This is a genomic window from Rhodanobacter sp. AS-Z3 (assembly GCF_029224025.1).
GTDB lineage: Bacteria > Pseudomonadota > Gammaproteobacteria > Xanthomonadales > Rhodanobacteraceae > Rhodanobacter.
The window spans coordinates 2,819,674-2,841,696 of record NZ_CP119392.1 but is presented as its reverse complement, the minus strand read 5'-3'; the positions used below and the strand labels follow the sequence as shown (position 1 = coordinate 2,841,696).

Genomic DNA, 22,023 nt, shown 5'->3' with positions numbered 1-22,023 from the left:
TCAATGCACCTTGTCGATACTGATTTTGATCGGCGTGTCGCTGTTCACTTCGACTACGCCGGCGTCGCCTTCGAGATCGCCTGGCTGGGCTTCCGGCTGGCCACTGTGGCTGATCCGTGCGCCGACGAAAACCTGGGATACGGAAGACAGTTTTGATGCTGGCGTCATTGCCATCGCATCGGTCAGCGTGACGCTGGCGGGCAGGCTGGTCGGGTCGAGTTTTGCCACGGCCAGCGGCATCGGCGGGCCGCTTGGCGAACGGGCATAGACGAACAACACATCACCGGCAGCCAGCTTGTTCTTCAGGGCCGGTGCCAGCGCCACCTGCACTTGCAGCGCGACGCCTGGCGCGGTGCTACTGGTGTTCGCGTTGTTGCTGGAACTGCTGACCGGCGCGCCGTTGACGCGGGCATCTGCAAGGGCGATTTGCTCGGCAACCGATTTGGCCACGTTCGAGCCGGGTTCCAGCTGCGGTTGCAACAGACGCCAGGTGGCGGCGGCATCGCGGAAATTACCGCTCTGGGAATCGCTGACGCCGAGCAGCCACAGTCCACGCTGGCTATCCGGATGCAGCTTTACCGCTTGCAGCAGCAAGTCGCGTGCGCGGCCCTGGATGTGGTGATCGTCGCGGGTCATCGCGTCGTTCTCAGCCCAGCCGATCATCGCCTCGGCGTTGTTCGGCGCGATTTTCAGCGCATGCTCGAAGGCGTCGCGGGCATCTGCCGGCTGATGCAGCATGCTGCTGGTCTGGCCAAGCAGCATCCAGCCCTCGAGGTCACCCGGCTGTTGCTGCAGGTGAGTGCGCAGCTCGGTCAGCGCCTGATCCATGGTGAGTGAGGGCGGCGCCTGATAGTTGGCACTGTTCAACGCCTTGGGCGTGCCGACCAGCAGGTACAGCGCGCCGGTCCCCAAGGGCAGCACCAGTGCGATCAACAAGGCCACCACGAACACGCTGCGCGGGCGACCCGCTTCACGACCGTGGCGCAACAACGGCAACAGCAGCAAGGCCAACGCCACTGCAACCATCACGGCAGCGGCAACAAGAAAAACAATCTTCACCAGTCGTCCCCGGTATCGGTAGGTGTCTCAACCACGGTGCGGGCGGTGCGGCTGCGCTGGCGGATCACTGCCAGCACCACGCCGGCACCGGCCAGCAGAATGAGCAGTGGACCGAACCAGAGCAGCCAGGTGCTCGCGGTCAGCGGCGGGTCGTACAGCACGTAATCGGAATAACGCGCGACCAGGAATTGCTTGATCTCGTCATCATTTTTGCCGGCCTGCATCATCCGGAAAATCTGGTTGCGCAGGTCGCGTGCTATCGGCGCGTTGGAGTCGGCCAGGGTTTCGTTCTGGCACATCGGGCAGCGCAACTGATGGGTGAGATGCTGGAAGCGCAATTCCTGCGTGTGATCCTTGAACGGCAGTGGTTCGATGGCCTGCGCGTGAGCAAAGCCAGCGAACAACAGCGAGGCCATGACGAGTATTCGCAGCAGCTGTCGCATCACGGCGTTTCCTTCAGCATCGCTGCGATGGCCGGCTTCAATTCCTTCGCCACCACGTCGGGCGTGAACGGGCCGATGTGCTTGTAGCGGATCACGCCCTTGGCGTCGATCAGGAAACTTTCCGGCGCGCCGTACACGCCGAAATCGATCGCGGTGTCGCCCGATTCATCGGCAATCAGCACGGCGTAGGGATTGCCGTGCCGGGCCAGCCAATTCTTCGCATCGGCCGACGCGTCCTTGTAGTTGTAGCCGACCAGGGTTACGCCCAGCGTCGGTGCCTCGGCGGTCAGCACAGGATGCTCCACGCCGCATTCGATGCACCAGCTGGCAAACACATTGAGCAGATAGGGCTTGCCGAGCAGGTCGGCCTTGCTGACTTTCTGCTCGGGTTCGTACAACTTCGGCAGGTTGAATGCCGGTGCGGGCTTGTTCAACAACGGCGACGTGATCGCATTCGGATCGTGCTGCGTGTTCCACCAGATGCCGAAGCCGAACAGGCCGACCAGCAGCATGAAGCCAATAAACGGAAGCAGGCGATTCATGCGTGGCTATCCTGGACCTGCAGCGTGCTGCTGACGTCGATGCCGTCTTCAACCTTCGCGGCACGCTTGAGGCGGAAACGCTTGTCGGTAGCGGCAACCACGCCGCCCAGCATCATCAGCAGGCCACCACCCCAGATCCAGCGGATGAACGGCTTGGTGTACAGCCGCAGCGCCCACGCGCCTTCGAGGTTGTTGGCGTCCATTGGTTCACCCAGCGCCACGTAGAGGTCGCGGGTGACGCCGGCGTCGACCGCGGATTCGGTCTGTACCTGACCACGCGGATAGGTGCGCTTCTGCGGATGCATCACGGCGATCTGCTTCTCGTCGCGGGTCACCGTGACGGTGCCTTGATCGGCGGTCCAGTTCGGGCCGGTGGTGTGATGCACGCCATCGAAGCGGAAGTCGTAGCTGCCGATGTGCTGGGTTTCACCCGGCGCCATGCGTACGTCGCGCGTCACGCTGAGCGATTCGGACAGCAACACGCCGATCACGAAGATGCCGACGCCCATGTGGGCCAGCAACATGCCGGCCAGTTCGCCGGGATAACGCCGACCACGCGGCATTTCACGCCAACGCTTGTAGGCATACAACAACACGCCAACTACCACCCAAACGCCAGCGGCAACGCCGAGGATCGCTTTCAGGTTTCCGTCGACAAAGAACGCGGCGATGATCGCGCAGGCCATCGCGGCGATAAGCACGCGCAGCAACAGACTCTTGAGTACCGGCGCATCGCCCTTGCCCCAGCGCAGGAACGGACCGAACGGCATCAACAGAATCACCGGCGTCATCAGCAGCGGGAACAGGAAGCCGAAGTAGGGCGGGCCAACCGAAATGCGACCCAGGTTGAGTGCATCGCCGATCAACGGGAACAGCGTGCCCAGCAGCACCATCGCCGCGGCGACCGCGAACATCAGGTTGCCGATCAGCAAGACCGTTTCGCGCGAAACCACGTTGAACGCCTTGCCGCCGAGTACCTTCGGTGCCCGCAGCGCATACAACAGCAGCGAGCCGCCGACCACGATGGTGAGGAAGGCCAGGATGAACACGCCACGGCGTGGGTCCGAGGCAAACGCATGCACCGAGGTCAACACACCCGAGCGCACCAGGAAGGTGCCGAGCAGGGACAGCGAGAACGCAAAGATCGACAGCAGGATCGTCCATGCGCGCAGCGAGCCGCGTTTCTCGGTGACCGCTTGCGCATGAATCAGCGCGGCGCCCACCAGCCACGGCATGAAGCTGGCGTTTTCCACCGGATCCCAGAACCACCAGCCGCCCCAGCCCAGTTCGGCATACGCCCACCAGCTGCCGGCGACGATGCCGCAGGTGAGGAAGGCCCACGCCATGTTGGTCCACGGCCGCGCCCAGCGTACCCAGGCCTGTTCCAGTTCACCGCCGAGCAGCGCGGCGATCGAGAACGCGAAAGCGACCGAGAAGCCCACATAACCCATGTACAGCATCGGCGGATGGAAGGTCATGCCCGGGTCCTGCAGCACCGGGTTCAGGTCGGCGCCGTCACCCGGCATCGGCAACAGCCGTCCAAACGGATCAGAGGTGAAGATGATGAAGGAGAGGAAACCCACCGCGATCAGGCCCATCACTGCGATCACGCGCGCAGCGAAAACTTCGGGCAACTTCTGGCTCAGCGCAACCAACGCAATCGTCCACACGTTGAGGATCAGTATCCACAACAGCAACGAACCCTCATGCGCGCCCCATACCGCGGCGATGCGGTAATACCACGGCAGCGCCAGGTTCGAGTTGTCGGCCACGTACTGCACCGAGAAATCAAAGCGCAGGAACGCCCACGCCAGGATGACGAAGGCCATCGCCACGAACACCGCCTGACCGGCCGCGGCGGGACGCGCCACCGCCATCAAGGCGCGATTGCCACGCCACGCGCCAATCAACGGCAGGATGCTTTGCGCCAGCGCCAGCAGCAGGGCGAGAATCAGCGCGAGTTGGCCAAGTTCGGGGGTCATGGTGTTTTGTCCTGTGCCGCCGCGCCTTCTTCGATTTTCTTGCCTTCGTGCGCCTTGGCCATGGCGTCCTTCAGCTCTTTCGGCATGTAGGTTTCGTCATGCTTGGCCAGTACTTCGGTGGCGACGAAGTGGGCGTTGTCCATGTGGCCGGTGGCGATCACCGACTGGTTGTCACGGAACAGGTCGGGCAGGATTCCGGTGTACTCCACCGGCATCGTGCCGCTGGCGTCGACCACGGTGAAGGTGACCTTGAGCGAATCGCTGGAGCGCTGGATCGAGCCGGCCTTGACCATGCCGCCGAGGCGGAAGGTCTTGTAACCGGCTGCTTCGCCCGACTGCACCTGGCTCGGCGTGAGCAGGTAGTTCATGTTGTTCTGCAACGCCAGCACAACCAGCACGGCTGCGACGGCCGTGGCAGCGAGGATCGACAACACGATGGTAAGTCGGCGTTTGCGCGTGGGATTCATGGGCATGATTGATCGACCGCCCCGCTCAGGGGGATGGTGTAGGTGGAAGGGGTTGGCGCTCGCGCCGTGCACTCTGACGCGCCAGGCGGGCGCGAAGTTCACCGAGTACGCGGCGGCGGCGCAGGATCGGCGCAACGGTGTCGGCGATCAGCACGATGAAGAACAGCGCGTAGGCTGGCCAGACGTAGGCGGCATAGCCACCCATGGCGAGGAAGTGCTGCAAGTCGCTCATTGCTCAGCCTCGCTTTCGGCGATCTGGCGCACCCAGTCCTTGCCGCCTTCGAGGTCGAGCAGATCGGTGCGCGCACGCCGGAACAGGCTGGCGGCGTAGTAGAACTTGGTGGCCAGCGTCATCGTCAGCAGCGGCCACGCCATCGCCCAGGTCATGGTGGACTTGCCGAACACATTGATCGTGCTGCCCTGGTGCAAGGTGTTCCACCAGTTCACCGAGAAGTGCACGATCGGCACGTTGATGATACCGATGATCGCGAGGAAGGCCGCGGCGCGGGCGCCCTGGCGACGATCCTCGAACGCGTGATACAGGCCGATCACGCCCAGGAACAGGAACAGCAGTACCAGTTCGGAAGTCAGTCGCGCATCCCACGTCCACCAGGTGCCCCACATCGGCTTGCCCCACAAGGAACCGGTGGCCAGGGTGATGAAGGTAAATGCCGCGCCGATCGGCGCTGATTGCATCGCCACCACTTCAGCCAGCTTGATGCGCCAGACCAGTGCGATGAAGCCGGCCACGCCCATCACGGCGTAGATGAACATGCTCATCCAGGCGCTGGGCACGTGGATGAAGATGATCCGATAGGCGTCGCCTTGCTGATAGTCAGCCGGTGCCAGCACCAGGCCGCCATACAACGCGACCATGCCGAACAACAGTGCCAGCGTCATCGCCCAGGGCTGCAGTGTGCCGGCGAAGCGGTAGAAGGTTGGCGGCGAACTCAGCCGGTGCAACCAGAGTGGAATCCAGTTAGCCATAAAGATCGAGGGTCACGAATCCAGGGCAATACGAAGGGCTGCGGCGCAGGCCAGTGGTGCCAGTACCACGGCCAGCACCAGCGAGGCAGCGAGCCAGCTGATCGGCGCAAGCCATGGCAAACCTTGTTGGGCAGCCGCCACGGCGCCCGCGGCGAAGATCACGGCCGGTACGCAAAGTGGCAGCAACATCAAGGCCAGCAGCATACCAGAGCGCCGGGTGCCGGCCGTCAGCGCGACCAGTACCGCACCGAGCAGGCTGAGCAGCGGCGTGGCCAGCAGCAAGGCCAGCAACAACACTGGAATCACCGCGCCGGGCAGGTGCAGCATTGCGGCCATCAACGGCGCAATCACGATCAACGGCAACGCGGTGGTGATCCAGTGCGCGAGAATTTTCATGCCCATCATCAGTGCCAGCGGCTGCGGCGCCAGCACCAGTTGTTCCAGCGAGCCGTCCTCGATATCGCTGGAGAACATCGCGTCCAGCGCCAGCAGCATCGCCAGCAACACGGTGACCAGCACCACGCCGGCGGCAATCCGCTGCAGCAAGGTGTCTTCCGGCCCCAGCGCGAACGGGAACAGCATGGTGACGATCAGCGCGTACAGCACCGGCATGGCGATGTCGCCGCGGCGGCGCCAGGCCAGCGTGAGGTCGCGGCGCAGCATCGCGGCGCAGGCAGCAGCAAGGCCGGGCGGGTGCTTAGCCATGCATGCGAATCCGTCGCGGCTCGCCGCCGTGGAAGCTCACCGTGCCGTGACTGGTGACCATCGCCGCGCCGCCGGCGTCGGTGTGCCGTTCCAGCAGCTCGTTCACCAGCGCGATGCCGATGCGGTCGAGGTTCGCGTAGGGCTCGTCCAGCAGCCACAGCGTGGCGGGCAGCAAGACCAGTCGCGCCAGCGCTGCACGCTTCTTCTGGCCGGCCGACAGCCGCCGCACGGGTTCGTCTTCGTAGCCACGCAGGCCGATGTCCGCAAGTACGGACGCCACGCTCAAGCCGTCGCGTGCGCCGTGCAGTCCAGCCGCAATACGCAAATTCTCGCGCGGACTGAGGTCAGCCTTCAGGCCCAGATGATGGCCGAGGAACAGGATCTCCCCGGCGCACAGATCACGCTGCAGCGGTTCGCCATGCCAAAGCAGTTCGCCGGCGCCGACATGCAGCAGACCGGCCAGCATCCGCAACAAGGTGGTCTTGCCGCTGCCGTTGTCGCCTTCGATCAAGGCCAGTTCACCCGCGTGCAGGCGAAAATCCAGCGGCGCGAACACCGGTTCGTCCTGACGATGGAAACTCAAGGCTCGCGCTTCGAGCAGGGGCACGGCGGTACTGGCGGAAGTCATTCCCTTGATTGTCCGCAATGGCAGCGATGCTGTCCATGCGGCGCGCTGCCGCTGAGGCGTCAATCGAGCATTCGCAGCAGTGCAGCCCCCGGGCCGTCGCCATGCACATAGGCCAGTTGACCGTGGGTTTTGGCCAGCCGGTCGAGGGCGCTGACGTCGGGGCCGATGGCGAACAGGCTCGGTTCGCTCCAGCCACTGCTGCCGACACCAATGGCTGGCAGCACCATAGCGTCGGGCAATGCCTGCAGCGCGGTCAGCAGCGCATGTTGGGCGGCAAGGTTCTCCGCCGGCGGGCGTCGCCGCGCTTGCGGGTTCCAGGCAGTGATAAAGGCCCACGAGCGGGTGCCGACCACCTCGGCAAGCGCCGCTGGCAGGGGCAGGTCGACCCGTATCGTTGCCCAGTTCACGGTGTCGATGCACACGTGATAGGCGGTGGAGCGGAATGCTTCGAGCAGGGCCTCATCCATGACGCAGCGCCGGTAGCGGGGGCAACGTGGAGGCGAACAGCTGCGCCGCCGCGTCAATGTCGATGGACGCCACGCTCGGGTTCTCGCGCAGCAGTTGTTCCAGCAACTGATCCTGTGCGCGACCGCGTTCCAGTGCATAGGCATAGGGAAGATGGGTGAACGTGACCATGCGGTAGCGCGCCATGTAGTGGGAGGGAATGCGGGTCGCCAGCAGGGCGCCGAGCTCGCGCTTGGCAAGGTAGTGCGGGTCGGCCACCGAGTCACGCATCTCGACATAATTTTCCAGCGCCATGCAGGCGATCGCATCGGCGTTTGGCTGGCGCACTCGCTGGAACTCGGCGAATACCTCGGCGCTGTCTTCAGGCGCTTCGGCCAGCAGGCTGGCCAGTACCACGGTGTCTTCGAAGCCGCAGTTCATGCCCTGGCCGTGGAACGGCACAATCGCGTGCGCGGCATCGCCAAGCAGCAAGGCGCGCCCATCGAGGTGCCAGCGCTCCAGATACAGCGTGGACAGCGTGCCGACCGGATTCTGTTCGAAGTCTTCGGTGAAGCGTGGAATCAGCGACAGCAGGCCAGGGAATTGCTCGCTGAAGAACGCTGCCGCCGCGCTGGCATCGGGCAGGGTGGCGAAGCTGGGCGCGGCACCCTGGCCGGGCAGGAACAGGGTGACGGTGAAACTGCCTTCGGTATTCGGCAGCGCGATGCACATGTAACCGCCGCGCGGCCAGATATGCAGCGCGTGCGGTTCCAGCGCGAATTGGTCACGACCGCCGCTGAGTTGCAGCACCGCGGCGGGCAGTTCCGCCGCCGGTGGAATCTCCAGTTCCTTGTAGCCGTGCCCTAGCGCTTCGATCCGCTCGCCGAGTGGGGTATGTGCGTTAATCGCGGCGCGCAGCGCCGAACCAGCTCCGTCGGCACCGATCAACAGGCCGACGGATTGTTCGCGTTCGATACCGACATGATCGACCAGACGGATGCGCTGCCGGTCAAAATCTGCTGCCGCCAGTGACTGGCCGAAATGGAAGTTGACGCCCGCCGCTTCAGCGGCGTCCAGCAGCAGCATGTTCAAGGCGCCGCGCGAGACCGACCAGATCACCTCGCTGTCATCTACACCGTAGCGCTGCAATCCGCTGTGGCCGTCGTGGTTGTGCACCATGCGTCCGCGCATCATCACCGCGCGTTGCAGCACGTCGTCGGCCAGCCCGGCATGGCGCAGCGCCTGCAGGCCGCGCTCGGCCAGCGCCAGATTGATCGAGCGGCCACCGAGGAAGCCAGCGCGTCGCGGATCGGGCCGTTTCTCAAATACCTCGACCGCAAAGCCACGCTGCGCCAGTTGCTGCGCCAACAGCGCACCGACCAGGCCGCCGCCAATGAGGGTGATGGGTTGCTGCGCCATGCTGCGATCCGTGGAGGGAGTCTGCCCACTGTTCCGCAAGTGGCGCGGGACTGCAATGCCGACTGAGCCGGGTTCCTCAGAAGCTCATGAAATAACCGCCGTTGACCGGCAGGTTGGCACCGGTGATATAGCCGGCGTCATCAGCGGCGAGGAATGCCACGGCGCGGGCGATGTCAGCCGGTGAGCCGAGTCGGCCGACCGGGATGCCGGCGACAATCTGCGCGCGGATTTCCGGGGACACCGCCGCCACCATCGGCGTGTCGCAATAGCCCGGCGACACGGTATTCACGGTGATGCCCTTGCGTGCAGTCTCGCGGGCCAGCGCCATGGTGAAGCCGTGCACGCCGGCCTTGGCGGCGGAGTAGTTGGTCTGCCCGAACTGGCCAGTCTGACCGTTGACCGAACTGATGTTGACGATGCGACCGAAGCCGCGCGTCAGCATGCCTTCGATCGCGTTGCGGCACAGGTTGAACACGCCGTCGAGGTTCACGTGCATCAACTCGTGCCATTGCTGCGGGGTCATCTTGCGCAGGCTGGCATCGCGGGTGATGCCGGCGGCGTTGACCACAATGTCGACGCTGCCGTATTGCTGCTCGATGCGCTCGACCAGTTGCTTGCAACGGTCGAAGTCGCTGACGTCAGCAGCTTCGAAGCTGATCGCGCCATCGAAGCCGGCCACTTCGGCATGGAAGGCCGCGACGCGCTCGTCGCGCGAAGCCAGGTCCACGGCAATCACCCGGCAGCCTGCGGTGGCCAGTTGACGACAGATTTCCGTTCCGAGTCCGCCGATGCCGCCAGTGACCAGTGCAATGCGCGAAGGATGCGCGGATGAGCTCATCGTGGTGTGTCCATGGGGGGATCATGCCGCGGGGCAGCACATGCTGTGCTGCAGCGGTCGGATCGAAGCAAACGGAAAGTGACAAACGAAAACGGCGCGTCGATGCGCGCCGTTGGCCGGGCAGAAATCAGCCGGACTTCTTGCCGCCGCGGGTACTGGCGGCAGGGATCGGCACCACCTGGGCCGCAGTATCGATCAAGCCACGCTGCATGGCCTGAAAGGCTGCCATGTTGCGCTCGGTCAGGTCGTTCAGCGTGTTCCATGGGGTTTGCCCCATCAGGCTGTTGAGCTGGCTGCGGAACTGGGTCTGCTGGTCGAGAAAGACTTGCAGGCTGCGCTCCAGGTACGGACCCATGAAGCCCTGCAGCGAGTCGCCATAGAAGCGGATGATCTGGCTGAGCAACTGCGGCGACAGCATCGGCTGGCCCTTGTCCTCATGCTCGGAGATGATCTGCAGCAAGACCGAACGGGTCAGATCCTCGCCACTCTTGGCGTCGCGGACTTCGAAATTCTCGTTGTCCAACACCAGCTGACGGACTTCCTCCAGCGTGATGTAGCTGGAGATTTCCGTGTCGTAGAGACGCCGGTTTGGATACTTCTTGATGGTGCGTTTGGTTTGTGCCATGCCGCACAAGCTAGCAGAAGATATTGCGCCGCACCAGTCACGCGGCCGGCGCCATGCTGCGGCGCAGGGCCGCAGCATTTCCTGCCCGATCAGTGGCCGACTGCGCCGCCAGTGCTGCCGAAGGGTGGCCGGGCGAACCACAGCACCGGGATCAACGCCAGAAACATTACCGCGCAGACGATGTACACGTCGTTCACCGCCAGCGTCAGCGCCTCGCGGGTGATCAGTTGATCGACCAAGCCCAGACTCTGCGTCGGCGAAAAGCCCCCATGTTGCAGTCGCTGCAGAAAACTGGTGGCTGCCGGGGATGCCGGATTGATGTGTTCGGTCAGCGCCGCATGGTGGTATTCACCGCGATGTTGCCACAGGGTCACCGTGGCGGCAGTGGATATGCTCGATCCCAACGTGCGGCAGAAATTGGCCAGGCCCGAGGCGCTGGCCACCTCACTCGAGGGCAAACCGGAGAGATACATCTGGTTGAGCGGTATGAAGAAGCAGGCGATGCCGATACCCATGATGAAACGTGGCAGCACCATGGTGCCGAACGAGGCTGAACTGTCGAATCCGGCGAACCAGAACGAGGTCACCGCGAAGACGATGAAGGCAAACGTCACCACCGCTCGCAGTTCCAGCCGCTGGATGTTGGCACCGATCACCGGCGCCATCAGGAACGCCAGCACGCCTACCGGCGCACTCGCCAGCCCGGCCCAGGTGGCGGTGTAGCCCAACGTGATTTGCAGCCAAAGCGGGAACACCACGTTGATGCCGAAGAACGCCATCATGCCGAATGACATGGCCGCCACGGCCACGGTGAAGTTGCGTCGCTTGAATAGCGACAGGTCAACCACGGGGTGTTTTGCGTACAGTTCCCACACGATCAGGAAAGTCAGGCAGATCAGCGCGATCAATCCCAACGCGAGGATCATCGGCGAGGAGAACCAGTCGTTGTCGTTGCCGTTGTCCAGCATGAACTGCAGCGCACCCACGCCGACCACCAGCAAGGTCAGGCCGATCACGTCAATCGGTGCCTTGATCGTTTTTGTCTCACGTTTGCGCAGCAGGGCCCAGGTGATGATTGCTGCCAGCGCGCCCACCGGTACGTTGATGTAGAAGATCCACGGCCACGAGAAATTGTCGGTCAACCAGCCACCGAGGATCGGGCCGAAGATGGGCGCCACCACCACGGTCATCGCCCATAGTGCCAGCGCAATACCTTGTTTCTGTTTCGGGTAGTTGGCCAACAGCAGGGCCAGTGACAGCGCCACCATGGGGCCGGAACCGGCTCCCTGCAGCAGGCGACAGATCACCAGCATCGGCATGCTGGTGGCCATGCCGCACAGCATCGAGAACAGCACGAACAGCCCGACCGACGTGATGAACGTGCGTACTTCGCCAAAGCGTCGTGCCAGCCAGCCGGTGAGCGGCTGCATGATCGCGCTGGCCAGCGCGTAGGAACTGATCGTCCAGGTGCCTTCGCTGGGACTCACGCCAAGACTGCCGGCGATATGGGGCACCGACACATTGACGATCGTCATGTCCAGCACCTCCATGAAGGTGCTGAAAGCGACCGCAATAGTCAGCAAGACCAGCGCGCCGCCCTGCAGCGGCTTCAGCGGCGTAGTGTCATTCGGGTTGGCAGCCATCGGTGGGGCCCGGCTCAGCGCGCGGCGTGGGGCAGGTTGGCGTGGATGATCTGCTCAGCCTCGGCATCGGCCTTGCTGGCCATCTGGTCGTACACCTCGGTCTGCGCCACCGGCTGCGTGGCCGGTGCCGTCGCCAGCACATTGCCCTTGTCGTTGGTGATGTCGATGGTGGCTTCGCTGGACAGGCCGATCCGCAGCGGGTGCTTGTCCAGTTCCTTGTTGTCCAGCGAGATACGCACCGGCACACGCTGTACCACCTTGATCCAGTTGCCGGTGGCGTTCTGCGCCGGCAGCAGCGAGAACGCCGCGCCGGTGCCGGCACCCAGACCGATCACCTTGCCGTGGAACTCGGCGTCATCGCCGTAGACGTCGGTGACAATTTTAACCGGCTGACCGATGCGGATATGGCGCAGCTGGCTTTCCTTGAAGTTCGCGTCCACCCACAAGTCATGCAGCGGCACCACGGTCATCAACTGCTGGCCGGCGGCGACGCTGTTGCCCAACTGCACGCTGCGCTGTGCGACGTAACCGGAAACCGGTGCGTAGATCGCGTTGCGCTGCGCAGCAACCCAGGCCGCGCGGAAATTCGCACGGGCCTGCAGCACCATCGGATTCTGCGCAACATCGGTACCTTCAATGGCGGAATGTGCCGCGGCGGACTGGGCTTCGGCGGCATCCACCGCCGCCTGTGCCTGCTGCACAGCGTCGCGCAGATGTTGCACGATCTCCGGTGATTCGGCCTGCGCAGCAATCAACGGCAGACGGCGTTGCAGATCGGCCTGCGCTTTCTTGAGGTCAAGTCGTGCAGCAGTGACCTGGGCATCGGCGCCGGAAGCTGAACTGGTCTGCTGACGCACGCCACGCACAGCCTGGGCCAGTGCGCTGCGGGCCTGCTCCAGGCGTGTCTCGGCGTCGGTGCCATCCAGCTTCACCAGAATCTGGCCAGCTTCCACGCGCTGCGTGTCGTCAGCGAGGATCGCCACCACGGTGCCCGGAACCTGCGCCGAAATGGCCACCTGGTTGCCGCCGACATAGGCGTTGTCGGTCTTCTCACGGGTGGAAAATACGAACATCCACAGCACGAACCAGACCAGTCCGGCGACGATGAAAAGGCTGGCAACAATCAATAACGCGCGGCGACGCTTCGCCGGATTTTTTGCGGCCATGCCGCTGTCGTTGCTGTCGACAGGGGTTTCGGATTCAGTGGCGCTCATGGTCGACAGCTCCGGCGGTAACAGAAGAAGAAGGGGAAGAAGAGGGAGTGCTGTCGACGGCCCGATAGCCGCCGCCGAGGGCCTTGATCAAGGCCAGATCCGTGCTCAATGCCTGTGCCTGCAACTGCCTTGCGGCATCGTCCTGCTGCAACAGCGCGGCCTGTGCGCCCAGGCTTTCGCGCAGGTCGCGTACGCCCTGGCGGGCGCGCGCTTGAGCGTTGGCCAGTAGTGTCCTGTCGGCATCCAGCTGCGCGCCTTGTTCGCGCTGGCGGCTGGCGATTTGTTCGGCGCTCAATGACTGGGTGGCTACGTCGCGTGCGGCGGCAATGACGGTGCCGTTGTATTGCGCCACCGCGGCATCCAGCTGGGCTTTGCTTACCCCATAGTTCGCTTCGAGCGTGCCGCCGTTGAAAATCGGCAGGTGCAGCGCGGGCGTCAACGCGAAGCTGCGGCTTCCCGCGGTGAGCAGTTTGCCCATGTCGATGCTCGACAAGCCAGCCAGCGCCTTGATGCTGAAGTCAGGAAAGAACTCGGCGCGTGCGGCATCCGTCTGCTTCAGTGCCGCCTCCACTTGCCAGCGACTGGCCGCGATATCCGGGCGGCGCGCAATCAGGTCTAAGCTGGCATTTGCCGGTACGCCACCCTTGATGGCCGGCAGCGGACGGGCCTGGAGTTCAGGCAGATCGGCAGGCGCCAAGCCGAGCAGTGATGCCAGCGCAACGCGCCGGATCTTTGCCGAACCGTCCAGTGCGACGCGCATCTCACGAACCCCGGCAAGCTGGGCGCGCGCCTTCTGTGCCTCGTCCGGCAGATCGACGCCTTGCCTCACGCGGAGCTCGGCGATGTGGGTGAATTGTTGCTGCGTGGCCAACAGCTGATCAGCCAGTTGCAAGCGGGCCTGATCGGCCTGCCAACCAAAGTAAGTGTCAGCGACGGCGTACTGGATAGCCAGCGCGGCCGCGCTGCGCTGCGCCTGGGCGGCGCGTGTCTGGTTCAGTGCCGCTTCCATGGTGGCGCGCTTCTTGCCCCACCAGTCGAAGTCGTATTCCAGTTGCACGCCCAGATCAGCCTGGTTGTACCAACTGAAGCCGAGAAACTTGCTCGGTATCAGGCCGTGGTCGCTCATCCGCGTGCGTGAAACCTGGGCGCTGCCGTTTACCGAAAGGCCCAGCTGGGCAGCGGCCAGTCGTGCTGACTGCTCGGCGCCCTGCACGCGACTTTGCGCCAGCGCCAGGTCGGGCGACTGCTGCATCGCACGGCCGATCAGGTCATTGAGTTGGGGGTCATCGTACTGGCGCCACCAGTCGGTCGCGGGCCAACCGGCTCGGGTGGGTGTCTGCAATCCCGCAAGGGGTGCGTCGTTGCGCAACGATGGCGCATCGATTTTGGCGGGCGCGTGTGCGCAGCCCGCCAACATCAGCATCACGCCAGCGACAAGCGCCGTACGACTGCCGCGCGGGGCATGCTTCATCGGAGATTCCTTCATGAGTTTCGGCTTTCGTTCAACAGGTCAAGATTGCCCGCCAGTTTTCGCAGCAGACGATCGAGTTGACGTTTGTCAGCGGTGCTGAAACCGGTAAACAAGCTGGCGAGGCGAGGGAAGATCGGTGGCAGCACTTTCTGCGCCAGGCGCCGTCCAGCGGCCGTGATGCGCATGACTACCCGACGACGGTCGCTTTCACTGGCGCTGCGTATGACCAGCCCTCGCTTGACCAGCGTATTTCCGATGCGGGTCATGTTGGTCGCGCCCTGGGCGGTGTATTCGCACAGCTCACCCGGCGTCGATGCGCCATCGGGTCGGCTGTACAGGATCATCAGGGTAAGGAATTCGCTGTGATTGAGCTTGTTGGGCTTCAGTGCGGCCTCGAGATCTTCCTCGATGTTCAGGCCCAGCATCAGCATCAGTCGACTCAATCGCGCTTCGAGCGCCGGCATCTGCGGGAGGACCTTGCCCACCCGTTCGATACCTTCATCCATCATCGCGATGCATTGTTTCAGTTGCGCCATTTCACTGAGTCATATTTCACCAGTGAAGTAAAATATCAGGAGAGCACCATCGGGTGCAAGAGTGCAGACGTGGCCAGTTCATGGCAGATTGAACAGCCGTCGGGCGTTGTTGCGGGTGGCATCGGCAACCTGTTGTTCCGACTGCCCACGCAGCTGGGCCACGCAACGCAGAATGTCGACAACATGCGCCGGTTCGTTGCGTTCGCCGCGATGAGCGGCATCGGGCTGGTCAGGCGCGTCACTCTCAAGCAGCAGGAACTCAAGTGGCATGGTCGCCACGATGCGACGCAGTCGCTGTGCCCGCTGATGGGTCACCGGGCCACCGATGCCCAGATGGAAGCCAATCGCCCATAGTTGCCGTGCCTGCTGCTCGCTGCCGGAAAAACTGTGCACCACGCCGCACAAGCCGCCTTGACGGCGCAGCGTGAGAATCACCTCCTCCAATGCGCCGCGAGCGTGCACGATGACCGGGAGCTCGTGGTCGCGGGCCAGCAGCAGCTGGCTGACGAAGTAGTGGCGCTGCGTATCCGGATCGAGCTCAGCCAGATGAAAGTCCAGTCCAATTTCGCCGACCGCCACTGGCCGGTTTGCCGTCAGTAGCGACGACAAGGTCTGCACATTCCCGGGTGCATGATGCGGCAGGAAGACCGGATGCAGGCCAAACGCCGGGTGCAGGTCATCGTGTCGGGCGCAAAGTGCGGCAATCAGTGGCCAGCTGGCGGCATCTACCGACGGAACCACCATGGTGTCCACGCCCGCTGCCCTGGCACGTGCAATGACGGCGTCGCGATCACCGTCGAAAGCGGCGTCATTGAGGTGGACATGGCTGTCGGCAAGTTTGTACATGGGTTGATTTTCGTGGCGTGGCCGGGAAAACGGCTCATGGAAAGTGAAGATATCGTAACGGCGGTGAGCTAACTCCGATTCAGTTGCCACAAGGTTCAATGAGGACGCATGTTATTGCGGCAAGGCTGGGCAAGACAGTCACGCAATACAGTCAGCAGAAAAACAAACAGAGGAAACACTGCCATGAACAGAATGACGCTCAATGTGCTGAATATCGCTATCGCCGCCGTGCTGGCTACCGGCATTTCGGCCTGTAACAAGAACGCGGACGCCGGGGTTGCCGGCGCCGGCACCAGCGCGGATGCCGGCGTGAAGTACGCCAAAGTGACCAGTGTGGAACCGGTGCGGTCCACGGTGAACAACCCCAAGCAGGCGTGCCATGACGAGACCGTCACGAGCACCGCGCCACCCAAGGACGAGCACCGCATCGCTGGCACGGCCATCGGTGCAGTCGTGGGCGGGTTGCTCGGTAATCAAGTGGGTGGCGGCAAGGGCAAGACTCTGGCTACCGTGGCAGGCGCCGTCGGTGGCGGTTATGCGGGCAACCGCATTGAGGCCAAGAACCAGCATGGTCAGGTGACCTCGAGCGTCGAGCGCAAGTGCGAGACGGTGAACAACAGCAGTTCGAAGATCGTCGGTTACGACGTTCGTTACGAATATAACGGCGTTACCCGCACCGTTCGCATGGATCACGATCCCGGTGATCGCGTCGAGGTACAGGAAGGCGTGACCGCTGTTTCGGCCGCTCGCTGAATCCCCCATTTCCCTGAATAGAGGAAGCAACCTGATGAATGCACTGACCAGCAAGTTTGCACTGGCGACCGCAATGACCGCAGGCCTGGCTTTGACCGGCTGCGCTACGGCGCCCTACGGCAATAACGGCGGTTACAACGGCGGCTACCAGTCCCAGCAGGGCAATTATGGCAACCGCAATGCGCGCTGCCAGTCTTGTGGCGTGGTGCAGGAAGTGCAGCAGGTCTACACCAGCGGCAGCGGCAACGGTGGGACCCTGGGCGCGATCATCGGTGCCGTTGCGGGTGGCGTGCTCGGCAACCAGGTCGGCAAGGGTGATGGTCGCAAGGCGGCAACCGTTGCCGGTGCGGTTGCCGGTGGTGTGGTGGGTAATCAGGTGGGCAAGCACAACAGCAGTGGCGATGCGGCCTGGCGTGTTGTTGTGAGGCTCGATAACGGCCAGTACGTTACCGTAACGCAGCGCGAGAATCCGGGCGTCCGCAATGGCGACTATGTCGAAGTGCGCGGCGATCACGTGTACTCTCGTTGATCTTTTATCTTTGATGATACGGACGTCTAGACGTCCAAAAAAAAGCCCTCGAAAGAGGGCTTTTTTCATGACCATTTGTTTTGTTTCTCAGTTAACTGCGTAGAACGCATGGTCACCAATGGTCACGCTTGGATGGTTGTGCGACCAGGTGGGCGAGATGGCTGTGGTTGCGAAGTGATCTGCGCGCGGCACGACCATGCGGCGCTGTGCCAAGGGAAGTTGCCAGTTGTTGATTGACACGCCGGCGATTCGCCATGCCTTGTTGAACGCTTCAAGATTGGTGATCTCGAATGATCCCGGCGTAGTAGTGGTGGCGAACTGATGGGGTGCCGTCACCACTTTGCAGACGGTGTCACCCCAGCGGCCACGGTCACGGCGGCGCAAGGCTACCTCTGCGACAGCGAGCTGGCCATTGACCGGTTCGCTGCGTGCTTCGAGATACACCGTGGTGGCCAGGCAGGCCTGATCGGCGACGGGCTGTGGCATCAAAGAAGTGAGCCACAAAAGCATGGAAAGTTTCATGTTCTGCCTCCAGCGTGCTGTACACATCGAAGCAGAAACAGCTTCATGTGCCGTTGCGGTGGACGGGCGGGCAGGCCGTTCCACCTGGATCTGTCGTCGCGGCCGAAACTTGTGGCCATGACGCTTTGCCACGGGATTGTGGCGGGTCGAACCAGCTTTCAAGCCGTTCGGGGATTGTTTGCGGTCGGGCGTAGCGCGGCGTGGTGGGCCGTATTGCCTGCGACTTGCACGCACTCGTTGGTTGCGAGGCGTTGTTCCATCCAGCGGTGTTGCAGCTGGGTCGCGCCGATCCGGAATTCATCCGGTTCGTCGCGTACATCGACACCCCGTGTTCCGGATGTCGCGATATTCGATCGACGGAGCCTAGTGGCGGAATCTTCCGCTGGCAAGTGCCGGGGTGCCGCAGTTTAGCCGACACTCACCTTGCGCTGACAAGTGCCGAGTGAAACTCATTGTCGCCAAAAGTATTTTCATGCCGGCCATGTGGATATCAACGTCACTTTGATGTTCTGGTCGAGCAGCAGCGTCCCGCATTCGTTCGCTTGCGCGGCTACCTCATCATGAAGGATGACGAGTGCCTCGACGTTAGCGTCGTTGTTGACTACATCAAGCACGCAACCCGCTTCGCGCTCGTCTTTGTTCAACCGGTCACCGGCACCCATGACCTGCGACAAAATGACATGGTGCAAGTGTCGTTTGTGTCCCGCGCGAAAATGCATGCGCGCCACGATCTCTTGTCCGGGATAACAGCCCTTGTCAACCGCCACGGCACCCAAGCGCTGCAGCGAGAGTGCAGGCGGCAAGTGTTCGCCGATGCAGGCTGGCGCCAGCCAGGGCCAGCCGTCGCGCAACTCCTGCAGTCGCCAGTCGTCATCGCCAGCAGCAGGACGGGTAGCGCGCAAACTGTGCGAGTCGCAACCGAAGGCAAGCGCGAAGTCTGTTTCTTCCGGCGACGCGACAATCACCAGGCCAAGCGGAAGTGCTGGTCCTGTTGCCACTCCCCGCAGTGGTTGCGCCGAGATGAACACTTTTGAGCGGAATACGAAACGCTGCAGTGCCTCCGCCATCGTGGTTGCGCTGCCACCACGCAGCAACAGCAGATAGCGATCGTCGGCAATGCGTGCGAGGTGAAACAGGGCGAGCACGCGGCCTTTGGGATTGAGCCATGCACTGAACTGCCATTGACCGATGGCTAGTGAGGTGACGGCGCTGCTGAATTGAGCTTGCGCGAACGCGGATGCGTCGGCGCCTTCAAGCAGCAGGGTTTCGGCGGGGAAGGGCATTGTCATCAGACCGGAGGAGTTGGGGGCGCACGCCACATCATGCAAGTGCGTGGTGAGGCAGTCGCCGCGGCTAGAATAGTTCGCATGGTTGTACTGCACTGCGGCAAGTATTAACCTTTGCAGGCTTACAAAAACCATGTCCAAGACCATTCCTCCCGTCGAATCTCATCCTGCTCCCGCTCCGGCGGAAACGTTTGGCGTGCCTGCGGGCAAGCCATCGGAAAAGGATTCATCGGATCGAGCGGCACCCGATCCCACGCGTTACGGTGATTGGGAAAAGAACGGACGCTGCATCGACTTCTGAACGTTCGCGCTGGCGCTCGTCGCCGTCGCGCAGGTTTTGGGAAAGAGGCGGCATGGACATCAGCGATTCCACACAGGATAGCCGCCATGGCAGACACGCAACGACCGCTCTCCCCGCACTTGCAGATCTACAGGAAGCAAGTGCAGATGATGACCTCCATTACCCATCGTGCCACCGGCATCGCGCTGGCGGTAGGCAGCGTGGTGGTAGTTTTCGGCCTGCTGCATCTGGCCGCCGGTGAAGCGAGCTTCAACCACTTCAGGGGCGTCGTCGGCAGCCCGGTCGGCATGATCCTCATGCTGGGCTGGAGCTGGGCGCTGTTCTATCACTTGTGCAATGGCATCCGGCATCTGATCCAGGACGCTGGCCTGGGTTACGAAATCCCCCAATTCGTGCGATCCAGCTGGCTGTCGGTGTTCGGCAGTCTCGTGCTGACGGTGGTGGTCTGGGCTTACATATTGATGGCCGGAGGTGCGGCATGAGCGAGAAGAATGTCGCCGTGAAGGATCGCCGCAATCCGTTGAAGATTGCCCGTGGTCTGGGTTCGGCTCAGGCTGGCGTGGAACATTGGTGGACACAACGTCTGACCGCAGCGGCGTTGGTGCTGCTCGGTTTGTGGTTTGTGATCACCGTGTTGTGCTTGTTGCATGCCGACTACGCTACCGCCCACGCTAGCGTGGCGAAGCCGTGGAACGCGTTGCTGCTGATCGCCTTCATTCTCACCATGTTCTGGCATGCCGTGCTCGGCCTGCAGGTGGTGATCGAGGATTACGTGCACACCCGCTGGAAGGCAGTCGTGCTGCTGGTGGCGATCAAGTTCCTCGCCGTGCTGGGCGCACTGGCTGGTGTGCTGGCCGTTCTGCGCATTGCGCTGACCCCCTAAGACAAGACGCGAGGCCAGGATTTCATGGAAAGCTACAAGGTTCAGCAGCATCTTTATGACGTGATCGTGGTTGGCGCCGGTGGCGCCGGCCTGCGCGCCACCTTCGGCCTGGCCGAGAAGGGCCTGAAGGCCGCCTGCATCACCAAGGTCTTCCCGACCCGTTCGCATACCGTGGCAGCGCAGGGTGGTATTTCCGCCGCGCTCGGCAACATGGGCGAGGATGACTGGCGCTTCCACTTCTACGACACCGTGAAGGGTGGCGACTGGCTCGGCGACCAGGACGCGATCGAGTACATGTGCAAGAACGCGCCTGAGGCGGTGATCGAGCTTGAACATCAGGGCGTGCCGTTCTCGCGCACCGAGGAAGGCAAGATCTACCAGCGCCCGTTCGGCGGCATGACGACGCATTACGGCAAGGGTACCGCGCAGCGTACCTGTGCTGCGGCTGACCGCACCGGCCACGCGATCCTGCACACGCTGTACCAGCAGGCGCTGGCGCATGACGCCACGTTCTTCATCGAATACTTCGCCATCGACCTGATCTTCGACGAGGAAGGCGTTTGCCGCGGCGTGCTGGCGCTGGACTTGAACGAAGGCACCCTGCATTTCTTCCGTGGCCAGGCGGTGGTGTTGGCTACCGGTGGTTACGGTCGTGCCTATTTCAGTGCCACCTCGGCGCACACCTGCACTGGGGACGGTGGCGGCATGGTGTTGCGTGCAGGGCTGGCGTTGCAGGACATGGAGTTCGTGCAGTTCCATCCCACCGGCATCTATGGTGCCGGCTGCCTGATCACCGAAGGTGTGCGTGGTGAGGGTGGTTACCTGACCAACTCCGAAGGCGAACGTTTCATGGAGCGCTATGCGCCCAGTGCCAAGGACCTCGCTTCGCGCGACGTGGTCAGCCGTGCGATGACGATCGAGATCCGTGAGGGTCGCGGCGTCGGTGAGCACAAGGACCATATCTTCCTGAACCTGATGCACCTAGGTCCGGACGTGATTCACGAACGCTTGCCCGGTATCGCTGAGTCGGCGCGCATTTTCGCCGGCGTGGACGTGACCAAGCAGCCGATTCCGGTCATCCCGACGGTGCACTACAACATGGGTGGTATCCCCACCAACTATCACGGCGAAGTCGTGCAGAAGCGTGGCGACGATGTTGATGCCGTGGTGCCGGGCCTGTTCGCCATCGGTGAAGCGGCCTGCGTGTCGGTGCACGGCGGTAACCGGTTGGGTTCGAATTCGCTGCTCGATCTGGTGGTGTTCGGCCGTGCGGTGGCGCATCGCTGCGCCGAGCTGATCCAGCCGGGTGCGGCGCACAAGGATCTGCCGGCCAATGTGCTGGACAAGTCACTGGCCCGTTTCGACGCGTTGCGCCATGCCAACGGCAATACGCCGACAGCGCAGATTCGCGCGGTCATGCAGCGCACCATGCAGAAGGATGCGGCAGTGTTCCGCACCGGCGAGACGCTGGCCGAAGGCAAGCAGAAGATTTCCGAAGTGTTCGACATGTTCGCGGACGTCAAGGTCAGCGACCGTTCGCTGGTCTGGAACTCCGATCTGGTCGAGACGCTGGAGTTGTCCAATTTGCTGGCGCAAGCGGTGGCCACCATGCATTCGGCCGAGCAGCGCCCGGAGAGTCGCGGTGCGCATGCCCGCGAGGATTTCCCGGAGCGCGATGACGCCAACTGGATGAAGCACACCCTGGTGTGGATCGACGAGGCCGGCAAGTCGCGTTTTGATTCCCGTCCGGTGCACATGAATCCGATGACCGATGAGGTCAAGGCCGTGCCGCCGGCGAAGCGCGTCTATTGATCCGTCGCCGCAGCTTCGGCTGCGGCGTGGTGGAAAACAATCACGTTGTACGGTCGGGGCGCAAGCCCTCCTGCAAAAAGTTGAAGGG

26 protein-coding genes are annotated in these 22,023 nt (G+C 62.9%); 6 read left to right on the top strand and 20 right to left on the bottom strand.

Annotation, left to right across the window (positions count from 1 at the left end):
* The 18 genes from PY254_RS12695 to PY254_RS12610 form a co-directional block, all read right to left on the bottom strand.
* Positions 1-1,059, bottom strand: a complete 1,059-nt coding sequence (locus PY254_RS12695; protein ID WP_281012408.1) for a tetratricopeptide repeat protein — start codon at positions 1,057-1,059, stop codon at positions 1-3.
* Positions 1,056-1,502 carry a cytochrome c-type biogenesis protein gene (locus tag PY254_RS12690; protein WP_281012407.1) on the bottom strand — a complete coding sequence of 149 codons (447 nt, stop codon included), beginning with the start codon at positions 1,500-1,502 and terminating at the stop codon, positions 1,056-1,058. Before PY254_RS12690 ends, PY254_RS12695 begins: the two co-directional genes overlap by 4 nt.
* A complete protein-coding gene (locus tag PY254_RS12685) occupies positions 1,502-2,044 on the bottom strand; it encodes a DsbE family thiol:disulfide interchange protein (protein WP_281012406.1) in 543 nt (180 codons plus the stop codon). Before PY254_RS12685 ends, PY254_RS12690 begins: the two co-directional genes overlap by 1 nt.
* The gene (locus PY254_RS12680) at positions 2,041-4,026 is read right to left on the bottom strand and encodes a heme lyase CcmF/NrfE family subunit (protein WP_281012405.1); all 1,986 of its coding nucleotides are present in this window, start codon (positions 4,024-4,026) and stop codon (positions 2,041-2,043) included. The genes PY254_RS12685 and PY254_RS12680 overlap by 4 nt, the downstream gene beginning before the upstream one ends.
* The gene (ccmE, locus tag PY254_RS12675; protein ID WP_281015219.1) at positions 4,023-4,493 is read right to left on the bottom strand and encodes a cytochrome c maturation protein CcmE; all 471 of its coding nucleotides are present in this window, start codon (positions 4,491-4,493) and stop codon (positions 4,023-4,025) included. The genes PY254_RS12680 and ccmE overlap by 4 nt, the downstream gene beginning before the upstream one ends.
* Before the next feature lie 25 nt (positions 4,494-4,518).
* Positions 4,519-4,716 (bottom strand): heme exporter protein CcmD, encoded by a 198-nt coding sequence (gene ccmD, locus PY254_RS12670; RefSeq protein WP_281015218.1) that lies wholly within the window; start codon positions 4,714-4,716, stop codon positions 4,519-4,521.
* A gap of 5 nt (positions 4,717-4,721) precedes the next feature.
* Positions 4,722-5,480, bottom strand: coding sequence for a heme ABC transporter permease (locus PY254_RS12665; protein ID WP_281012404.1), 759 nt, complete (start codon positions 5,478-5,480; stop codon positions 4,722-4,724).
* 12 nt (positions 5,481-5,492) lie between these two features.
* A complete protein-coding gene (gene ccmB, locus PY254_RS12660) occupies positions 5,493-6,185 on the bottom strand; it encodes a heme exporter protein CcmB (RefSeq protein WP_281012403.1) in 693 nt (230 codons plus the stop codon).
* Positions 6,178-6,813 (bottom strand): cytochrome c biogenesis heme-transporting ATPase CcmA, encoded by a 636-nt coding sequence (gene ccmA / locus PY254_RS12655; protein WP_281012402.1) that lies wholly within the window; start codon positions 6,811-6,813, stop codon positions 6,178-6,180. Before ccmA ends, ccmB begins: the two co-directional genes overlap by 8 nt.
* A 59-nt stretch (positions 6,814-6,872) precedes the next feature.
* On the bottom strand, positions 6,873-7,280 hold the full coding sequence (locus PY254_RS12650; protein ID WP_281012401.1) for a DUF3293 domain-containing protein: 408 nt from the start codon (positions 7,278-7,280) through the stop codon (positions 6,873-6,875).
* The gene (locus tag PY254_RS12645) at positions 7,273-8,676 is read right to left on the bottom strand and encodes an FAD-dependent oxidoreductase (protein WP_281012400.1); all 1,404 of its coding nucleotides are present in this window, start codon (positions 8,674-8,676) and stop codon (positions 7,273-7,275) included. Before PY254_RS12645 ends, PY254_RS12650 begins: the two co-directional genes overlap by 8 nt.
* A gap of 76 nt (positions 8,677-8,752) precedes the next feature.
* The gene (phbB, locus tag PY254_RS12640; RefSeq protein WP_281012399.1) at positions 8,753-9,514 is read right to left on the bottom strand and encodes an acetoacetyl-CoA reductase; all 762 of its coding nucleotides are present in this window, start codon (positions 9,512-9,514) and stop codon (positions 8,753-8,755) included.
* Positions 9,515-9,641: 127 nt separating this feature from the next.
* Positions 9,642-10,139 carry a polyhydroxyalkanoate synthesis repressor PhaR gene (phaR, locus tag PY254_RS12635; protein WP_281012398.1) on the bottom strand — a complete coding sequence of 166 codons (498 nt, stop codon included), beginning with the start codon at positions 10,137-10,139 and terminating at the stop codon, positions 9,642-9,644.
* 89 nt (positions 10,140-10,228) lie between these two features.
* Positions 10,229-11,782 (bottom strand): DHA2 family efflux MFS transporter permease subunit, encoded by a 1,554-nt coding sequence (locus tag PY254_RS12630; RefSeq protein WP_281012397.1) that lies wholly within the window; start codon positions 11,780-11,782, stop codon positions 10,229-10,231.
* Positions 11,783-11,796: 14 nt separating this feature from the next.
* A complete protein-coding gene (locus tag PY254_RS12625) occupies positions 11,797-12,996 on the bottom strand; it encodes an HlyD family secretion protein (protein WP_281012396.1) in 1,200 nt (399 codons plus the stop codon).
* Positions 12,983-14,467, bottom strand: coding sequence for an efflux transporter outer membrane subunit (locus tag PY254_RS12620; protein WP_281012395.1), 1,485 nt, complete (start codon positions 14,465-14,467; stop codon positions 12,983-12,985). Before PY254_RS12620 ends, PY254_RS12625 begins: the two co-directional genes overlap by 14 nt.
* Positions 14,468-14,478: 11 nt before the next feature.
* Positions 14,479-15,003, bottom strand: coding sequence for a MarR family winged helix-turn-helix transcriptional regulator (locus PY254_RS12615; RefSeq protein ID WP_281012394.1), 525 nt, complete (start codon positions 15,001-15,003; stop codon positions 14,479-14,481).
* Between the two features lie 78 nt (positions 15,004-15,081).
* The gene (locus PY254_RS12610; RefSeq protein ID WP_281012393.1) at positions 15,082-15,849 is read right to left on the bottom strand and encodes a TatD family hydrolase; all 768 of its coding nucleotides are present in this window, start codon (positions 15,847-15,849) and stop codon (positions 15,082-15,084) included.
* A 183-nt stretch (positions 15,850-16,032) separates the two neighbouring features.
* On the opposite strand from PY254_RS12610, the gene PY254_RS12605 reads away from it, so the two are divergent.
* Entirely contained in the window at positions 16,033-16,602 is a 570-nt protein-coding gene (locus tag PY254_RS12605; RefSeq protein ID WP_281012392.1) for a glycine zipper 2TM domain-containing protein, read from the top strand.
* Between the two features lie 34 nt (positions 16,603-16,636).
* A complete protein-coding gene (locus PY254_RS12600) occupies positions 16,637-17,131 on the top strand; it encodes an outer membrane lipoprotein (protein ID WP_281012391.1) in 495 nt (164 codons plus the stop codon).
* Between the two features lie 87 nt (positions 17,132-17,218).
* Here PY254_RS12600 and PY254_RS12595 read toward each other — a convergent pair whose 3' ends face one another.
* Entirely contained in the window at positions 17,219-17,653 is a 435-nt protein-coding gene (locus PY254_RS12595; protein WP_281012390.1) for a cell wall hydrolase, read from the bottom strand.
* A 470-nt stretch (positions 17,654-18,123) separates the two neighbouring features.
* Positions 18,124-19,074 (bottom strand): CAF17-like 4Fe-4S cluster assembly/insertion protein YgfZ, encoded by a 951-nt coding sequence (locus tag PY254_RS12590; protein ID WP_281012389.1) that lies wholly within the window; start codon positions 19,072-19,074, stop codon positions 18,124-18,126.
* Here PY254_RS12590 and PY254_RS12585 point away from each other — a divergent pair.
* The 4 genes from PY254_RS12585 (at position 19,073) to sdhA (ending at position 21,935) form a co-directional block, all read left to right on the top strand.
* Positions 19,073-19,240 carry a DUF1674 domain-containing protein gene (locus PY254_RS12585; protein ID WP_281012388.1) on the top strand — a complete coding sequence of 56 codons (168 nt, stop codon included), beginning with the start codon at positions 19,073-19,075 and terminating at the stop codon, positions 19,238-19,240. The genes PY254_RS12590 and PY254_RS12585 overlap by 2 nt on opposite strands.
* An 86-nt stretch (positions 19,241-19,326) precedes the next feature.
* A complete protein-coding gene (gene sdhC / locus PY254_RS12580; protein WP_281012387.1) occupies positions 19,327-19,722 on the top strand; it encodes a succinate dehydrogenase, cytochrome b556 subunit in 396 nt (131 codons plus the stop codon).
* Positions 19,719-20,123, top strand: coding sequence for a succinate dehydrogenase, hydrophobic membrane anchor protein (gene sdhD, locus PY254_RS12575; RefSeq protein ID WP_281012386.1), 405 nt, complete (start codon positions 19,719-19,721; stop codon positions 20,121-20,123). The genes sdhC and sdhD overlap by 4 nt, the downstream gene beginning before the upstream one ends.
* A gap of 24 nt (positions 20,124-20,147) precedes the next feature.
* Entirely contained in the window at positions 20,148-21,935 is a 1,788-nt protein-coding gene (sdhA, locus tag PY254_RS12570; RefSeq protein WP_281012385.1) for a succinate dehydrogenase flavoprotein subunit, read from the top strand.
* Positions 21,936-22,023: the final 88 nt, after the last annotated feature.

Excerpts from the sequence above, each read along its gene's own strand:
- PY254_RS12690 (WP_281012407.1), bottom strand. The coding sequence starts at position 1,502 with ATGCGACAGCTGCTGCGAATACTCGTCATGGCCTCGCTGTTGTTCGCT.
- PY254_RS12610 (WP_281012393.1), bottom strand. The coding sequence starts at position 15,849 with ATGTACAAACTTGCCGACAGCCATGTCCACCTCAATGACGCCGCTTTC.
- ccmA (WP_281012402.1), bottom strand. The coding sequence starts at position 6,813 with ATGACTTCCGCCAGTACCGCCGTGCCCCTGCTCGAAGCGCGAGCCTTG.
- sdhA (WP_281012385.1), top strand. The coding sequence starts at position 20,148 with ATGGAAAGCTACAAGGTTCAGCAGCATCTTTATGACGTGATCGTGGTT.
- phbB (WP_281012399.1), bottom strand. The coding sequence starts at position 9,514 with ATGAGCTCATCCGCGCATCCTTCGCGCATTGCACTGGTCACTGGCGGC.
- ccmE (WP_281015219.1), bottom strand. The coding sequence starts at position 4,493 with ATGAATCCCACGCGCAAACGCCGACTTACCATCGTGTTGTCGATCCTC.
- PY254_RS12605 (WP_281012392.1), top strand. The coding sequence starts at position 16,033 with ATGAACAGAATGACGCTCAATGTGCTGAATATCGCTATCGCCGCCGTG.
- PY254_RS12685 (WP_281012406.1), bottom strand. The coding sequence starts at position 2,044 with ATGAATCGCCTGCTTCCGTTTATTGGCTTCATGCTGCTGGTCGGCCTG.
- PY254_RS12645 (WP_281012400.1), bottom strand. The coding sequence starts at position 8,676 with ATGGCGCAGCAACCCATCACCCTCATTGGCGGCGGCCTGGTCGGTGCG.
- ccmB (WP_281012403.1), bottom strand. The coding sequence starts at position 6,185 with ATGGCTAAGCACCCGCCCGGCCTTGCTGCTGCCTGCGCCGCGATGCTG.
- PY254_RS12625 (WP_281012396.1), bottom strand. The coding sequence starts at position 12,996 with ATGAGCGCCACTGAATCCGAAACCCCTGTCGACAGCAACGACAGCGGC.
- PY254_RS12680 (WP_281012405.1), bottom strand. The coding sequence starts at position 4,026 with ATGACCCCCGAACTTGGCCAACTCGCGCTGATTCTCGCCCTGCTGCTG.
- PY254_RS12665 (WP_281012404.1), bottom strand. The coding sequence starts at position 5,480 with ATGGCTAACTGGATTCCACTCTGGTTGCACCGGCTGAGTTCGCCGCCA.
- PY254_RS12585 (WP_281012388.1), top strand. The coding sequence starts at position 19,073 with ATGTCCAAGACCATTCCTCCCGTCGAATCTCATCCTGCTCCCGCTCCG.
- PY254_RS12620 (WP_281012395.1), bottom strand. The coding sequence starts at position 14,467 with ATGAAGCATGCCCCGCGCGGCAGTCGTACGGCGCTTGTCGCTGGCGTG.
- PY254_RS12595 (WP_281012390.1), bottom strand. The coding sequence starts at position 17,653 with ATGAAACTTTCCATGCTTTTGTGGCTCACTTCTTTGATGCCACAGCCC.
- sdhD (WP_281012386.1), top strand. The coding sequence starts at position 19,719 with ATGAGCGAGAAGAATGTCGCCGTGAAGGATCGCCGCAATCCGTTGAAG.
- PY254_RS12650 (WP_281012401.1), bottom strand. The coding sequence starts at position 7,280 with ATGGATGAGGCCCTGCTCGAAGCATTCCGCTCCACCGCCTATCACGTG.
- PY254_RS12600 (WP_281012391.1), top strand. The coding sequence starts at position 16,637 with ATGAATGCACTGACCAGCAAGTTTGCACTGGCGACCGCAATGACCGCA.
- PY254_RS12630 (WP_281012397.1), bottom strand. The coding sequence starts at position 11,782 with ATGGCTGCCAACCCGAATGACACTACGCCGCTGAAGCCGCTGCAGGGC.
- sdhC (WP_281012387.1), top strand. The coding sequence starts at position 19,327 with ATGGCAGACACGCAACGACCGCTCTCCCCGCACTTGCAGATCTACAGG.
- PY254_RS12615 (WP_281012394.1), bottom strand. The coding sequence starts at position 15,003 with ATGGCGCAACTGAAACAATGCATCGCGATGATGGATGAAGGTATCGAA.
- PY254_RS12590 (WP_281012389.1), bottom strand. The coding sequence starts at position 19,074 with ATGGTTTTTGTAAGCCTGCAAAGGTTAATACTTGCCGCAGTGCAGTAC.
- phaR (WP_281012398.1), bottom strand. The coding sequence starts at position 10,139 with ATGGCACAAACCAAACGCACCATCAAGAAGTATCCAAACCGGCGTCTC.